This window comes from Bradyrhizobium sp. BR 1433 (genome assembly GCF_051547665.1).
GTDB lineage: Bacteria > Pseudomonadota > Alphaproteobacteria > Rhizobiales > Xanthobacteraceae > Bradyrhizobium > Bradyrhizobium australafricanum.
Map to the genome: position 1 here is coordinate 3,322,749 of NZ_JBPUGG010000001.1, position 15,601 is coordinate 3,338,349.

The 15,601-nt window shown below is 60.9% G+C and carries 12 protein-coding genes; 2 read left to right on the plus strand and 10 right to left on the minus strand.

Annotated features, from left to right (window positions below; all coding sequences use genetic code 11):
* Window positions 1-43: 43 nt before the first annotated feature.
* The 3 genes from ACSKB9_RS16405 to ACSKB9_RS16415 are packed head-to-tail and all read right to left on the minus strand — an operon-like array spanning window position 44 to window position 2,715.
* Window positions 44-427 carry a DUF2272 domain-containing protein gene (locus ACSKB9_RS16405; RefSeq protein WP_438074258.1) on the minus strand — a complete coding sequence of 128 codons (384 nt, stop codon included), beginning with the start codon at window positions 425-427 and terminating at the stop codon, window positions 44-46.
* A complete protein-coding gene (locus tag ACSKB9_RS16410) occupies window positions 424-1,443 on the minus strand; it encodes a glycoside hydrolase family 19 protein (RefSeq protein WP_438074259.1) in 1,020 nt (339 codons plus the stop codon). Before ACSKB9_RS16410 ends, ACSKB9_RS16405 begins: the two co-directional genes overlap by 4 nt.
* Window positions 1,444-1,467: 24 nt before the next feature.
* Entirely contained in the window at window positions 1,468-2,715 is a 1,248-nt protein-coding gene (locus ACSKB9_RS16415; RefSeq protein WP_438074260.1) for a hypothetical protein, read from the minus strand.
* 425 nt (window positions 2,716-3,140) lie between these two features.
* Here ACSKB9_RS16415 and ACSKB9_RS16420 point away from each other — a divergent pair, with 425 nt between their 5' ends.
* Together ACSKB9_RS16420 and ACSKB9_RS16425 are read left to right on the plus strand one after the other, a co-directional pair.
* A complete protein-coding gene (locus tag ACSKB9_RS16420; RefSeq protein WP_438074261.1) occupies window positions 3,141-3,953 on the plus strand; it encodes an alpha/beta fold hydrolase in 813 nt (270 codons plus the stop codon).
* 25 nt (window positions 3,954-3,978) lie between these two features.
* Complete coding sequence (locus tag ACSKB9_RS16425; RefSeq protein ID WP_438074262.1) at window positions 3,979-4,686, plus strand: helix-turn-helix transcriptional regulator; 708 nt, start codon at window positions 3,979-3,981, stop codon at window positions 4,684-4,686.
* On the opposite strand, the gene ACSKB9_RS16430 is transcribed toward ACSKB9_RS16425, so the two are convergent.
* The 7 genes from ACSKB9_RS16430 to ACSKB9_RS16460 all read right to left on the minus strand — a co-directional run bounded on the left by ACSKB9_RS16430 (window position 4,567) and on the right by ACSKB9_RS16460 (window position 15,515).
* On the minus strand, window positions 4,567-5,982 hold the full coding sequence (locus tag ACSKB9_RS16430) for a diaminobutyrate--2-oxoglutarate transaminase (protein ID WP_438074263.1): 1,416 nt from the start codon (window positions 5,980-5,982) through the stop codon (window positions 4,567-4,569). The two genes, ACSKB9_RS16425 and ACSKB9_RS16430, sit on opposite strands and share 120 nt — an antisense overlap.
* Window positions 5,979-6,125, minus strand: a complete 147-nt coding sequence (locus ACSKB9_RS16435; RefSeq protein WP_438074264.1) for a hypothetical protein — start codon at window positions 6,123-6,125, stop codon at window positions 5,979-5,981. The genes ACSKB9_RS16430 and ACSKB9_RS16435 overlap by 4 nt, the downstream gene beginning before the upstream one ends.
* Before the next feature lie 44 nt (window positions 6,126-6,169).
* Window positions 6,170-6,796 carry an acyl-homoserine-lactone synthase gene (locus ACSKB9_RS16440; RefSeq protein WP_438074265.1) on the minus strand — a complete coding sequence of 209 codons (627 nt, stop codon included), beginning with the start codon at window positions 6,794-6,796 and terminating at the stop codon, window positions 6,170-6,172.
* Window positions 6,797-7,428: 632 nt separating this feature from the next.
* Window positions 7,429-8,931, minus strand: coding sequence for an ankyrin repeat domain-containing protein (locus ACSKB9_RS16445; RefSeq protein ID WP_438074266.1), 1,503 nt, complete (start codon window positions 8,929-8,931; stop codon window positions 7,429-7,431).
* Window positions 8,932-9,106: 175 nt separating this feature from the next.
* The gene (locus ACSKB9_RS16450; protein WP_438080247.1) at window positions 9,107-10,432 is read right to left on the minus strand and encodes a patatin-like phospholipase family protein; all 1,326 of its coding nucleotides are present in this window, start codon (window positions 10,430-10,432) and stop codon (window positions 9,107-9,109) included.
* A 1,326-nt stretch (window positions 10,433-11,758) separates the two neighbouring features.
* Window positions 11,759-12,754, minus strand: a complete 996-nt coding sequence (locus ACSKB9_RS16455) for a hypothetical protein (protein WP_438074267.1) — start codon at window positions 12,752-12,754, stop codon at window positions 11,759-11,761.
* Window positions 12,678-15,515 (minus strand): NACHT domain-containing protein, encoded by a 2,838-nt coding sequence (locus ACSKB9_RS16460; RefSeq protein WP_438074268.1) that lies wholly within the window; start codon window positions 15,513-15,515, stop codon window positions 12,678-12,680. Before ACSKB9_RS16460 ends, ACSKB9_RS16455 begins: the two co-directional genes overlap by 77 nt.
* Window positions 15,516-15,601 lie beyond the last annotated feature (86 nt).

Below are 15,601 nucleotides of genomic sequence, written 5' to 3' on the forward strand. Positions count from 1 at the left end.
GCGGAGATTCGAGATTCGCAGCGACATATCGTCGGATATCGTTTCACAGTCTGCAACGCATGATCCCGAAGAGGTTCTCGCCCCCCTCGGTCGCGGGCTGCAAATAGCCCCCTCCATTCAATCCCAGCGGACGCTTCGTGACCGAGTCGCCAACGTTGCCACCCACCACCTGCACCTGACCGGCGGCGACCTCCACCACGACGTCGCAATGGCCCGCATAGTGACCACCGTTCTGGTGCTGGTAGTCGATGCCCGCCTGTCGCGCCCAGCAGACGATATCTCCCGCCTGGGGCTTCCATTCGTTCAGTTGATAGCAGTGATAGCCTGCCTCGGAGTTGCCCTGCAGCAGGTCCCTGATCGCGCGGAAGATGTAGAACGAATGCTGCGGATAATAATTGAAGCGGTCCCCCGCCCCGGCCGTCTTCATGACCCAGGAAATGAATGCCGCGGACCATGGAACGCTGCGATCCCGCCCGGTGAGAGTACCGTCGCCAACCCCGTCCTTCCAGTATTCGCCCACATACCGGTAGTACGGATCCTCTCCTTCCTTGTGTCCGATATGGGTGGCGTGTCCGGAGATATCATAGGTCTGCTCGCCGAACCTGCGCCATTCCCGAGAGCGACGCTGGCCGCACGCGCGCCGAAGCCGCCCGGGGTGGCAGGAACAGCCGCAGCAACCGACGCGGCGGCAGCAGCGGGAGCCGGTGCCACCGCGAGGGCAGCCGCAACATCGGGCGCAGCGACCATGGCCGCCTCGAGATTGGCGTTGGCACGACTTGTCATCGTATCCGATGCGACCGCTGACGCGGGCCTGACCCAGACGGGCTTTGTCTTCGCCAGCCAGAGGCGGCGATCCCTTATGCCGGTCTGGCCGCCGTTGATCGCGTAGGTGACGCCGACGATGTCGTCGCGATCGGCGAGCTGGTTGCAGGTCTTCCCGCCGTACCCGCTCGCGGCCCACTCCGCCGCGGCTATCTCAAGGCAATGATCGCGATGGAATGCCAGCTCAGGATTGCCCTCGAGGTCGATCCCCAGTTGCTGTCCGTACCTGGCGTACGAGGCTCTGCCGGTGATCTGAAGCAATCCTCGCCCACGGTAGCGGAATCCGTCTCCGGGGTTCGTGTTTCCAAGCCGTCCGCCGTAGACGTAGTTTCCGAGCTTCTCCTCGTTGTAGGCGTACTGCCCGGCGATATCGATGGTCGGAAAGCGGTGAGGCCAGACCTCCATCAGGCGCGAAGGTGAATACCGCAGGCTTTCGATCTGCACGTGGAAGCCGCCCGTCTCCTCAAGCATCTGGGCGAAGAAGTGCGCCAGCCTCAGGCCGTTGTCCGAAATCCGGTATCTGGAAAGAATGTCGTTGACGTCGGCCGCGCCGAAACCGGCGGCGTATTCGTCGTTCATTCCGGGAGCCAGCGAATGAACCTGTGCAAACGTTACGTCCATGGCAATTGATCCTCACAATATGCATCAAAGATTTGCTTGCGCTCGCGAACTCGGCATCGGCGCCTCGCCCGGCTCCGGTGGCTGCTCCCGCCCGTTGCCGCCCGCCGGCGGCGTATCCTGTTCGGCCGGAGGACCGTCGCCCCGACCTCGAGGTGGCCCTGACTGGCTGGCGGCCGCATCAGCTGCGCGCGCTCTCGCTCGATCGGGCAGCGGATCAGGCCGGGCTGCTGCTGTCTCGGGCGGAGCCGGAGCCGGCGGAGCTGCAGAGAAAGCCGCGACAATTCGATCCATGGCGGCAAAGACGAGATCGGCGCTGTAGCCCGCGACAAAGGCCAGCGCGAAGGGCGACAGAGAAGCCGTCATCGAGCCGGTGGCTGGCTGCAGCAGCCACCCGGCCGCAAGGCCCGAAAGCGCCCCGATCGGAACGCGCAGCGAGTACCGTCTCTTCAGGGTGCGGGCTTCTCCGGACAAGCTCTCGTCGGACAGACGCCCCAAAACGAAGGCGATCGCTCCGAGCATTCCGTAGAGCAGCGGCAGCAGGAAGCCGCCTGCGAAGGAAGTAGCCAGTTCGAGTTCGACCTGTGCGACGATTTCGGGTCTGTTGGCCGCCTGGGGTTCTGTCCCAAGTCCGATCACCGTCAACAGCCCTCCGAACTTCCGCGGAATTCCCATCAGGTATTCTGTGGCGTTGAGGTATGTCTTCCGCTTTTCGTAGAGATCGTTCGTTTTGGGGTCGGCGTTTCCGGCCGTACCATCCACCAGCGGCGCGGCCTCGGCGGCCTCGATCATGCTGCCGACCTTGAGCAGTCCCTTTTGAACGGTAATGAATGAGGAATAATAGAGCTGCAGAAGCAGCAGCGCGGAAAGAATGCCGTAGAAGAATCTCCGATAGTAGCGCTTCGCCTCTTCCGGTGATTTTATCCTCGAATTGAGCGTCCCGTACGCAGTCCAGAACTGCTGCTGGAGCCCGGGCGTCGCGTTCGTCAGGTCACCCAGCCGCAGCGCCTCCAGGATCGGTCCCGCGATGTGAGAAGGAATCTCGATGCCGGGCTCCGAAAGCTCTCGCAGCGATGCGCGAGCCGCCTCCAGTGGATCCTGCTTCGTGGCTGTCGTCCTGGCAGGCCAGAAACTCATGAGATGCGACCGACACGCGGAGACCTGCAGGATCGCGGTCTCGACGAGATCACCCTGCTCCACTCCGCAGCGGCGGAAGCCCAGGTATTTCACTAGGCCCAGGAGGTTCACTAGGCTGCCGTGCGCGATAGTTCGCAACGGACTGCTCCCGGGTCAGGATCGTGCCCGGCGCCGAACTCGAAGAGGCACACCGCGCCGTCCGGTTGCTGCTCGCCCGGCACAGGACCGCGCCGCAATCCGTGCTCTTAAACTGTATTCGAGGCCGGCGGCTCATGGCGCGAAGATTGCGACCCGGCCGGATTGAAGCTCGCAGCAGTCGCTCTTTCAGACAGCCTGGATTCTGATCCGCCAGGCAGGGAGCGATCCATGCCCTGTACAGAACGCACCAAATCAGTCGGCCGTCCGCTGCGATGCACGCATGAAATCTGTTGACCGGCAAAGTTGTTGGTGCATCAATACGGGAATATTAGGTTCGATGTTTCCGAAGGTTGTGTGAGTTCGTATTTTGAGAAATATTGTCGCTCCTGCGCAGGCGCAGGCCTCATTCCGTCTGGCGGCCATCCATGCGCTCGCGTAAGCGCGCGATCGAGGGGCTGCGTCTGGGTGTCCTGGAAAGTGCTCCAGGCACTATCGGAGTTCTTTTGATCCACGGCAATTCTTCCTCGAAGGAAGTCTTTGCGGGTCAGTTCCTTGCGCTGGAGAATGACGGCTTCGCCGTCGTGGCCCCCGATCTTCCCGGACACGGAGCATCCGACTGGTCGTGCACGCCACGAAAGACCTACAGTTTCCCGGGCTATGCGGCCTTGCTTCACGGCCTCATGACCAGACTTGGTTATCGATCGTACCATGTCATCGGATGGTCGCTGGGCGGCCATATCGGGCTCGAGATGCTCGCGCGGTATCGCGAGGTGAGGTCGCTTGCGCTCACGGGTACGCCTCCCGTCCGGCTAAATCCTGAGGGCGTGGGAGCCGGATTCCGATGGACGCCGTCAACCGCTCTGGCTGGCCGCCAGAGGTTCTCACCCGACGACTGCCAACGATATGTTCGGGCGATGATGGGAACAAACCGCGCTTCGCCAGTTCACTTGCGCGCTGCCACTGTGACTGACGGTAACGCCCGGTACTGGATGGTCCGAAACGGCATGGCCGGCGTGGGCGCGGACGAGGTCCAGACCGTTGGCACCGACGAACGTCCGCTGGCGATCCTTCAGGGAGCCCGGGATCCGTTCCTGAAGATCGATTACGTGCAGGGGCTGAGGTACCGGAATATCTGGAGGGGAGGACCCGTGTTGTTAGACGCCGGCCACGCGCCTCACTGGCAGGTACCGGCTACGTTCAACAGGCACATGAGGGAGTTTTTGAAGCACGCCGGCTAGATCCGATGGAGCCGGGGGAGGCACCATGATTACGACTGTAGAGGAATTCATCGAGAGAACCCGGGAAGCGAACAACGACGTCGAGCTGAAGAATCTGTTCCTCGCGACGATGCGCAAGGTTGGCTACGAGAACGCAGTGTTCGCGAGAGCCCGTCAGAACCGCCTCATTTCAATTCCATGGAGCGAATTTCCGTCCGGCTATCTCGACACCTACCGGTCGATGGAGTGGGACAAGATCGACCCCGTAGTCCAGCGCGTGCAAAGTGCGCGCGCTCCGTTCCGGTGGTCCGACACCTGCAATCCAGATCAAATCAGCAGAGCCCAGCGAAGCTTCTTCGAGGAGTGTCGGGAATTGGGCGTCCATTCCGGAATAACAATTCCCATACGGGGACCGGCTCGCGAAACCGATCTGATCAGTCTCAGTTTTCGCGATAAGGGAGTGCCGGATGCCGACAGGTCGGCCTACATATACATGGTCAGCATCCAGTACTGGCTCCGATACTGCGAACTGATCGACAGACGAAAGCCTGAAGCGGTAGTCCTGACCAGCCAGGAAATCGAATGCCTCAAGTGGTGCAAGGAAGGCAAGACCAACTGGGAGATCGGCGAGATCCTAGGCATCTCCCAGAAGACTGTGGAGTTCCACGTTGGCAACAGCATGAGGAAGCTCGGGGCCGGCAATCGCATCACCGCAGTGATCATGGGGATCAGAAACGGCATCATTTCGCTCTAGGCGGAGAACAGCTTCGTTCGATCCCAGTACCAAATCGATGATCCGCGCGAGCCGCTCCAGTGTCGAGGAAAACAGATCGATCTCGATATTGAGAGGAGCCATGATCTTGAGAACTTCGTCGCGAGGTCCGCAACACTCGATGACGATACGCTCACGTGCTGCGTGTTCGGCCACCCGGACGGCGTCGGAACAGTCCGAAAACCGCAATCCCCGCATCATGCCGATTCCCTTTGCGGAAACACGGCCGCAATAGCGGGCGACCATCGGACGACACCAGTCCGCCAACAGCCGGGAGCGCGCCTCGATGCCGTCGATGAACTCTCCGGTCCAGAGATCCAGGGCGGCCGCGGCGGTCACGAATGCGAGCGAGTTACCACGAAACGTTCCATTGTGCTCGCCAGGCGACCACACGTCATGCTCCGGCCGCAGCAGGAGCAGAGACATGGGGAAGCCATAGCCCGCGATCGACTTCGCAAGACATACGATGTCAGGCTGAATGCCGGCGCGCTCGAAGCTGAAGAACGGGCCGGTGCGACCGCATCCCGTCTGTATCTCGTCCACGATCAGAAGAGCCCCGAGCCGCTTCGCCACGGTGGCGAGGCCGCCGAGCCATTCGATCGATGCAACGTTCAGCCCGCCTTCCCCCTGCACAGTTTCGACCACTATGGCTGCGACGGGCTCCACTCCGCCCGACGGATCGGCAGCCATCCGCTCGAAGCGCGTGATGTCATCGAGACCTGCACCGCAGTAGCCGTCGTAGGGCAATCTGGTCACGCCGCCCAGAAGTCCTCGTGCGGCCGCCCGGCACGAGGACGAGCCGGTCGCGGCCAGTGATCCCATCGAGACTCCGTGAAATGCGTTGGTGAACGCCACGATGTTCGACTTGCCGGTGGTTTTGCGAGCAAGTTTTATGGCCGCCTCGACGCAATTGGTGCCGGTCGGGCCAGGAAACTGCATGACGTAACGCAGCCGGCGAGGAGCGAGGATCCGCTCTTCGAACTTCGACATGAAGTCGAGCTTGGCTTCGGTATGGAAATCGAGGCCCGCGGCAAGCCCGTCTGACAAAAGATAATTCACGGCCGCGGACCGGAGTTGCGGGTGATTGTGCCCGTAGTTCAGCGAGCCACAGGCGGACAGAAGATCGACATAGTCGTTGCCGCTGGAGTCCCGGATAACGGCGCCCCGGGCGGAGGCGAGGAGAGCCGGCAAGCGTCTGCAATATGAGCGCACTTTCAATTCGTGATCCGCGAAGAAGCCAACATGGTCGGAATCGGAAAAAGTCGCTTTCGGCTTCATGCGTTTGCCCTCCTGGCCCGTGCCGCCTCTTCCGCTCTTGCAATGCAGTTCAACTTGTCGCGGATCGCCAGAATATCACCGACAAGCGCGTGATAGCCGGCATCGCGTGCCACTCGTCCAAGATAGGTCAGCGCGTCCGCCATGTTACTTGCCGTATCCTCGCTGCATGGCTCGCGGCACGTTGCGGTCATGCTGCATTCCTTTCGGAAGCCGTTTCGGGCCCAAAGGCCAGAACGTTGCTGCCGATGCCAAGCTTTTCGCAGTGCCACGTCGGTCGTATACTCTGGGTCGGGACAAAAAAGGCGCGCTCCATCTCACCTTCGATCAGCCGGGTTGGACCCAGCCACTGGACTCCCGACCGGATGAAGTGCGCGAGCAAATGTTCGCGGGTCACCCCGATCATGCCTATACCGCGATCCAGCAACAGGAACTCCTGAATGGCGCACAGAAGCTCGGGAAAGATGGTCTGCCGGATCACCGGCTCGACGCGCTTGTCGACGCACACGCGAGTAACCTCGAAGATTTTTGAGGATGCCGGAAGGTCACGATTTTCGACCAGCTGCGGCCAGTAGCTGCGGAGCATGTACGGTCCCGTCGTGCGCAGAAGCCGTGCCAATCCCCGTACCACCCGTTCCCGGTCTCGCCAGACCAGGTAGGTCGCGGCCGGGGTGTCGAATTCGTCGAACTCAAGCCCTCGCCAGGACGAGTGATCCAGTTTCCTTCTTCTGATGAAGACCTCGTGTCTCAGCCGGGCCTGGGAGGCCATGGCATCCTGAAAATGATGCGCTGTCGCTACGGAAAACGCTTCGATCATGCGATGTCGCTCCGATGAATAACGCATCGATCGGATCAAATTGCGCCATTGAGGTGTACTGGGAGAGTCCCTAAGGCGCCGCCCGTAATCGCATCCGATCCTTCGGAAGACAGGATGTGTTCGGTCTCTTCCGGATGTTCCCTGGTAACTCTGTCGAGGGTTTTGGCCTCTCCCTTGATCCTGAGCCGATCATGGGCACCCCGCGTCGGCGAAGCGCCAAACGTTGCATGGTCAGTCCGGCGGATGCCGTCGCGGCCGGCGCAAGATGGTGTGGCGACACGCGAAGGAAAGCAGCCCGGTCCGGCCAAGGGTATCCCCTGGTTGCGCTGCGCATATCTACGGCCCAGTGTGCGACGGTGCCCGTTCTCTTCACCTTCGGCAGGAGCGCAATATGAAGTACGCGTCACTGATTCTCATCGCGCTACTCTCGACGACTTCGGCAAAGGCTGTCGAAACCTCGACGAAGTCCCCACCGGCAATGTGCAAGAATATCCCGAGCTCATCCGCAAACGTCTGGCGGTTCGCTCAAAGCCGCGCCCCCCGATGCTGCGGTCAATGTACCGACACCAATGGGCGCTCGGGCTGCTGGATGAATATCAACGGACAAAACTATTGTTCAGCCTGTTGAGCTTTCAGCGAGCCTTCCCGCGTGATCGATCGAGCAGGATTTCCAGCTCTTTCGCATCGCCGCGGCCCTGGATGAAAGCATAGGCGTCCTTCCCGTTGCGCTCGACGGCATCCAGTTGAGGGGCGCCGTCAAGTACCGACTGGATCGCGTCCAGGTCCAGGCCGGCCTGGATGGATCTCATCAGGATCGTCCTGCCCTCCTCATCCCTGAACGATTGATCCGCCCCGTTGCGGAGAAGGATGGTCAGGATTTCGCCAGCCTTGCGTCTGGCCCGGTCGATGCCGGCTGCCTCCTGACTGCCAGCGAAACGAAGGGTCAGGACCTCGTCGAGGGCGCCATTCCCATAGTACTCGAGAAAGTCGTTTCCATACAGCGCCCTGCCCCGCTCGACGAGATAAAGAACGGCATCAGGCCGGTGAGACCTGACCGCCAGCACGAGGGATGTTTCACCGGATTTGTTTCGCGCAACGATCGCAGCCCTGGCCTTGAGGCGAGGATCATCCGTGAGCAGAGCCTTGATGGCGGCCGTATCACCGCCCGAAGCCGCTTCATGAATGGCCCAGTTTCCGTCTTCGTCGACTGCAGTCGCATCCGCGCCGTGTTCGAGGAGGGACTTGAACATATCCCGCTGCTTGAGGTGTATCGCGATCTTCAGCGCGTCGAGGCCGTCCACACCACCCCATCGGGAGGCTATCGCGGCTTTTGCGTTTACGTCTGTGCCGCCATTCGCCAGAAATTTCGCGATTTCGGGCCGACGCTCGATCAATGCGATCATAAGCGCCGTACGTCCGGGCCATACGACGTTGCCGGGCAGCCTTTGCTCTCTGGCGTTCCGGTTCGCCCCATGCGAGATGGCACGCCTTGCTGCTTCGAGGCTTCCGGCGACCACCGCATCCAGCAACGGCTGATCTGACGGTCTGGAGGCCCGACGGTAGGGAGAGGCGAGGAAGCAGGACATCGCGGCCTGGCCAGTCATGATGCGGGGAAGGCCGGCCCTTCGGGTCGTGAACTCAGGAAGGATGGAGTTGAGAGGCAGACTGACCGAGACGAGGTACCCGACGTCGCAGGACTCTCCACGTCGCGCCCCCGCATCGATCAGCGCCGCAATTGCATCTTCGTCTCCAAGGAGCGTCGCGATCGTCAGCAGGGAGAGATCGTACCTCCGGCTTTGATAGTTTATGAAGATCGCGGCGTTCGGATCGGCACCCGGTATCAAGTCTCGAAGCCCGGGATCGGCAGCCATTATCGCTTTGGCAAGCTCGATGCTTTGTTGATCCTGAGCCGCATTTCGGGCTGTCTCTTTCGGCGGGACCGGTCGCTCCGCGGCCACGGTGCTGCCAACCGGGTAGGAGACAGCGGCCACCAGCATCGCCGCGGCAGACGAACGACGCAGAAGTGAGGCTACTCCCCGCACAGGCCTTCCTTCTTTTTCATCTCCTGGTCGATGATTTTGCATTCGTTGCATTTGGGAACACAGCTCGTCGAATCCGGCGGACATCTGTCGCATGAGGGCGGCCGGCCGAATTTGGGCGCGCATTCCGCGTTGTACTGCTTGCCGAGCTCGGCCAGTTGCTCGGCGCACTTCAGCGACTCTGGGGCTTCTGTTTTGCGCCAGCGACAGTGAGACGCAAAGGACCAGGACTAACGTTGTAACGACACGTCGCATTGAATTGCCTCCGCATTCATTCGGTGCCCAATTGATCGGCAATGATTCTCTTCAGGCAGTCCGGCGAAATCTCGCCACCCGCGGCAGGGACAGCCCGGCAACGCGATCGAGTGCCGATCTGGTTGGCGATGAGGAGCCGCGTGACAGCGGACAGGCGCCAGCCGAGCGGCAATGGGTAACCCAGACCATCAAGATCGAAGCGGAAGAGCTTCTTTGGAATGCCCGTCGACGATCTGGTCGATCGTTCCACGAGCAGTTCGGCCCGGGACGTCTCCAGCGGCGCACGCGCGCTTCTCGTGCTCATCATGGTGGAAATAGGGGAGACCCACTCTCCAAATCCAGCGAATGAACCTAAATCGAAACGCCTGGAGTTAAGTGTGACGATGTTGATCTCGATCTTGTCCCGAAATGGCTGCAGAGCGGGATCGAGCTCCAGGGCGGTCTCGAGAGAGCCAAGCAGATCCAGGGTAGTGGCCAGTCCGGAATTCTCGAAGTACCCGCCGTCAACCACCCTTACCTTCGTTGGCTCCTTGTCGTTGGGATCAGAGTCTTCAAAGAATCCGGCCGGCGTAACCCACGGAAATCGTGAGCTCAGGAACGCGGCGGTGCTCACCGGAATATCCGGTACCGATTCGGGAAAGCGTTTTGCCAGATCCGTATCGTTCCATACCGGGAGAAACGAGACGTCGATACCGTCGAACCGGAATGGCGCGACAATGCGCCGACGCCCGGTATTGACTTCGGTCGTGTTCAGCACAAGGGCTGGAACCGGAGAGCTGTCGGGCTTCCACAGGCTGATGAATCGTGATGACAGCGGGAAGCTGAGCTTGTTGTCCTCTCCGCGCAGTATCCTGAATTGCTTCGATCCCATTATACTCTGCCATGACTGCTCCACTCCCAGCTCCAGCGAACGCGCTCGATCGAATGGACGAACAGGTCGTGGAAGGATCTGCTGGAAAGCATCCGTGAAAAGGAAGCCGCCCAGAAGCGGGGCAAGATAATCCTCGCTCAACAACTCATCGACCGCATCCTGGAAGACGGGTGGCGCCGTGTCGTTGGTCTTGCGACAGGGGCGGTCCGCGATAAGGTCGAGCGCTTTCGCCTCGTTGGCCTGGTACAGCAATGACGCGAACACCGAACTGCCGACGCTGCCCCCGGAGACACCGCTGATCGCGAAGATATGTCGGCCGAACCGCGGACAGTCATCCTGTACGCTCGCGAGGAAGCTGGCGGCGTGATAGGCGGCGTAGATGCCGCCTCCTTGCGCCGCGACCAGATAGATCGGGAATTTCTTGCCGGATCGACGTGTGGGTCGATTCGAGCTCTGAGCCAGACCCGGAATTCATCGCCGACTGCCTTTTCCGCAGGCAAGCCAGGTTTGGAAACCGTGCGTACGCGATGATCGTCGTTCAGATCGAGCGCCGAGAACAAGATCGCCGCCAGAACAATGCCGGTTATGACGGGAAATGCTCGTTCGCGCCCCAGCGCCCCCAGCCACGAAAGCCAGAAACCGGCAAGAAACAGAGCCGTCGCCAGCAACGGAACGGGCATCAAAGCTCTTGCTACGGATACCCTCGTCCCTGATATGGCGAACAAGGCAATCAAACCTGCCGAAGCGACGATCGCAGCGACGGCAAGGCATGCAGGGCCGCAGCCGGCCGAACGGCGGGACCGCCTTGCGACTATCGCGAACGACAGCATGGCGGAAACAAGCGCCGCCGCCCCGCAAGCGATCGACGCGTAAAGCAGATGATCGTTGAACCGCATGATGTTCGACGAGAACCGGTCTGCGATCGGAGCGACCTGCTCAGCCGTGCCGGCTCCATCGAGGACGAGATAGTCCAGTCTCGCCTGCATGAGAGCCGAACGGACCGGCTCCAGCGCCTTGCTGTCGACTCTGGACCAATAAACTCCGAGGGCCGCGCCAAGTATCGGCAATTGAGTGACAACCGGCGCCGTGATGCAAAGATTCCGGGATCCGCCCTCTGCGGCACGCGGACCATAGGTGAGATCCAGGACGAGCAAGCCCCAGCAAAGCAGCACCAGGAAGACAGCAGACAGAGTTGGCTCTATCCATGCGCCGGGAACACCGATGGCGATCGCCTCGGCCATTGCCCGATAGATTTCATGAACCTGGGGAGGAAAGGCCAGGATGAAGCCGCACGCAATTGCCATCAGTGAGAACTGGCTCTGCTTCACCATCTCCTCCTTTGCCACGCGGCGCGCCGCCGTCCGGATCGGTAGCTTGCCGGGGAAACGACGACAATCCCGGGTTTGCCGCCGCTCCAGCCTGACCGATCCTGTCACATGCGGGACATTGGTCCGCCCAGGGGCATCCCTGGGAAAAGCATGGGATTCAACAACCGGATCCTGTCGAAATCCGCGTTGCGGTAAAATGACGATGAATCCGAAGAAGGCCGAGCCTGGTCTGGCAATCTCTTGACTAAGCTGGATGAGAGATCCGTCCACCTTCGGCAGGCGTCGCGGCCCTGGTTCCGGACTGCTGTTGCCGAATGGTCGGTCGCCGGACTGTGATCCTCACACCGCAAACAAACCTCGCGCAAGCGTGCTGCATGCGGAGAACCGGACGACGAAATGAGGAAACCCTGTTATGTGCACACGGCAGCCGCGAACAGTTGGAGAGGAGCCGTTGAAGCGGGACGAAGGCTTATAAAGAGCCACGCTCGAGATGTTCTTCGGTGATCGTGATATTGAGACGGCTTGCGACAACCTCGATCGCGCCAAGCATATAGGACTGACGATCAGGTTCCATATGTTTGTAAAGTGCCAGCAAACGATCCAGTGCCGCTTCGGTCGCCAGCGCTTCGAGCACGTTCACGCCCGCGTAATGCAGATTCGACCGCCGTGCCCTGATGAATGCTTCAGCCAGATCTATTGGCACGTGCACGCGCATACGCCTGAGCTCATCGAGACCGTGCCGAAGTTGGTGTCCATCCTGGTCCTCATCCCATTCGGGAGCATCGGGATCGACGGCGCTGAATATGATGTCCCTGATCGCCTCGATGAGTTCCGGGCGATGCTTCAACAAACCGCTCAGCGTCCTCAGTCGCTCGATTTTCGTGAGACCGTTCGTGGCGATCCATCGGTCGAACATGATAGACCAGGCCTCGAGCGAAGGGTGCGGCCCCGCAGGGTCAATTGCATAGGAGGACCAGCCATCATGGCTGATCCTCTCCGTCAGGCCAGTAAGAGCCGCTCTGGATAGTCCAGGGACCTCGGAAGGCCTGTCGAGGCGGCCTTGTACCTTCTCAAGTGCTCGCAGACCAATCGCTTCTTCGGGGAACTGGTTGAGCGATATCAGCACGGCCTGTGTCATTTCGCTCGATAGCGTATCCAGGCGCTCAACCATGTCTATCATCGCCTGTCGGTCACCCGCCCGGAGACGATATATCCGCAGGATGTCGGCATGCCGCGCGTCGAGATCCGGAAGCTCGAGGATTTTGCCGGCGATCTGCCCCCTCGCCGCCGGATCGCGCAACGCCATGCCCATGTGCTCGACGAGATATGCCTTCGCTTCGTCGGTGACGTCGCCATCGGTCAGGATGCCGCCGAATGCTTCGGCCGGATCAAGGCACCGAGCGAGGACTCTCAGCGCCGCCCGCTGGACTTTCCATTCGCTGTCCTCGAGCCCGTCTCTGGCCATCGAAAGACTGCTCTCGTCCGGCGGGTCGGCAATCGCACCCCGGGCAGCGAGTCGCAGATACAACGGAAGATCGACGTCGTGGGCGATGGCTGCAAGCGGTAGCGCGTCTTCTGCCAGACAGGCTTATCTGATCCAGAAATTCCACGAGGCCTTCAACAACGTTCTCCGTGATATCGGGATCCCGCGCTGACGTAGCGATCCTGGCCGCAATCTCGGACCCGATGGCCTGAAGAGCGTTCTTGAAATCGTGCAGATTCATGAATCGCTCGAGCTTGCGATCGAACAGCTGCTGCACGACTGCGCGGGTAAGAGCAGGATCCGCCGCACGGCTTATGATTTCGCCTGCGCCGCTGTTCAACAGCCAACGCCAGCCAAGTCGCTTGCGGACTTCGGGATGAAGGGGATCTGCGTAGGCATCGACTATCATCCGGCCCACCCGTTCGCGAATATGGTAGCTCGATTCCCCCCAAAGCCTGGCGAGCCGTGAACCGATGTCGTTGCGCAATTCGGGATCTACCGCTGCTCCGTTGGCGACACAACGGCCGATCAGACGTAGCCCTGTCGAGAATACATCGTCCTGCGCATCCAGCATGGCCCTCACATGCGGCGTCGGGTCAGCAAGCAGTTCGAGCGCGAATTGAAGGACCTGTGCCCAGGGTCTCTTTACGACATCACCGATGCGCACCGCGATCTGGTCGGCTTCCCTGTCGACGAGGTGCGCCGCCGCCAGATATTCCTGGACGACAGGATAGGGGAATTGAAGCCGGCCGTCGCTTGCTGAACGCAACACCCCTGCGGCCACCAGCTGGCCCAGCACTGCATCAGCCGGACCGTCGGCGTGCAAGGCGATGGCCTGCAACGCCTGGCGCCTCGACAATCCTATTTCCTCCCGCTCGAGACTGTTGAAGGCAAGAGCTTGCGCAACCTGCCGCAACCGGGTCCCTGTCAACGTCGGCAGGAGATGGTTTTGACGATCGGGGTCGAAGAGCGTCCCCAAATAGGTCTCGATTACATCCGCCCGCTTTCGAGGCAGGAGAGTGTTCGGCGACCAGCTCGCAAGCATGATCGACAGGAACAGCGGTATCCGCGCAAGCCGCGCCAGGTCGGGATAAGCCTTCAGATCGTCGGTAAAATTCCAGCGGTCCAGGCCGGGTGACCAGATCTTGAATTTATCGACCAGGCTGGAAATCTCTGGATTGTCGAATGGCTGGAGCTCCAGCAGTTCACCATCCAGCGGACCGTTCAATGCGGCCGGATCGCGGACGGTCAGCAGCCATGGCACGTCGGGAAAACGCGATGAGAACAGGCTGATCCTGCGCAGCAATGGCCCGCGCCTGGAGGTGGCCACCTCGTCGAGACCATCAAAAAAAACGCAGATCAGCCCCTGATCGGCAAGCCGTTGCCAGTCGACGCGTACCGAATATTCCCGATTGATCGGCCCTTGCAAGAATTCCATCACACTCTCGCCGTGCGCAGCGAAGGCGCCAAGAGCAATTTCGACGGGAATGATCGGCGTATTCACGAGACCGGCCACCAACGCAGAGATCAGGGTCGATTTGCCCATACCCGGTCCCGCGACCAGAATGCATCGAGCGAGGTCGGATTGCGGAAAGCGGGAAAGGTTGACGTCGCCGGACCCCCGTTCGCTCTCCCAACGCGGGATTTCATCTTCGAAGTCCTGTGCCGGTCCGGCATTGCGGCGTCGCGCTCGCGGCCAGACAACAAGGTCTCGAACAGGCGCGCTGATGCCTTTGCCGGGCACCTCCACGCGCGCCGAACGCTGCAGGGTGCCGCGATAGGCCGCCAGCCCCCATTCTCTCGGCTCGAACAAGTCCGTACCGAAGCCTTGCGACAGTCTGATCCGCAACGGCAAGGCCCTGAAAGTGCCTCTGAGCCTGGCCGCGCCGCCGACCATATCGCGAAGATTGGAGAGTAGCGGTCTCGGGACGGCTGAGGCCGTGCCCAGATCGAGCCGGGCGAACCAGGCCTCAATGTCTTCGAGCGGTAGAACGCGCAACTGCGTGCATCTCAAAAGACGGAACGGAGAAACGGGGTCGGGCAAGACCTCTTCGATCGCTCGATACGTCCGGGCGGAATCCGAACCCGCACGAGCCAGCAATTCGCTTGCGCTCCCGGAAGTCGATGCGCGATCTATGAGCGCCTGCAACCGATCCGAAAGGCCGGTCCGCCGTCCGATTGCGATGACGAGCCGATCATCCGGATCAAATGTCCGGTTCGCCGCCTGGGCGGCGAAAGATTTCCAGAGATCGCCCCAGGGCTCGCCAGACTGGCGCAGACTGGACTTCGCTTGTATCCAGTCGCGATGTCCATCCGCGTATCGCACGACCATGTCGTCGACGTGCACAGGAGCCTCCACCCTGACCTCCACGACGCGCTCTCCGGGCGGGATCGGCTGCAGGCTCAACAACTCGGCCAGATACTGCGCGGCGACGCTGTTCTGATAGAAGATGCCCTCCTGGTTGGAGGGACCCGCCGACTCGGCCATTGGATTACTTTCGTTGAACCGGAATGTCTGAAAACTGCAACGTATTGAGCTTTGGCTGCTGCTCAAACAGCCAGTCCCGGAATTCCGTTCGATCGACGATTGGTAACCAGACCCGGAGGTGCGAGCAACAAGATCGTGATATGCGCTGCGTCGACGAGCAGCCCGGCGCAAAGACGGCGCCGAACGAAGCTTGCGCAACTCTTTCGAGTTGGTGATCCGCTTCTGGTTGACCTTGCGGACCACCGGCTCGACCACGTCCCGTGTCAGCAGCTTTGACCACCATCAGCTCGCGAGCCCCTGTCGCGCCGACGACGGCGTGCGATCTCGCTGATCGGCGATGA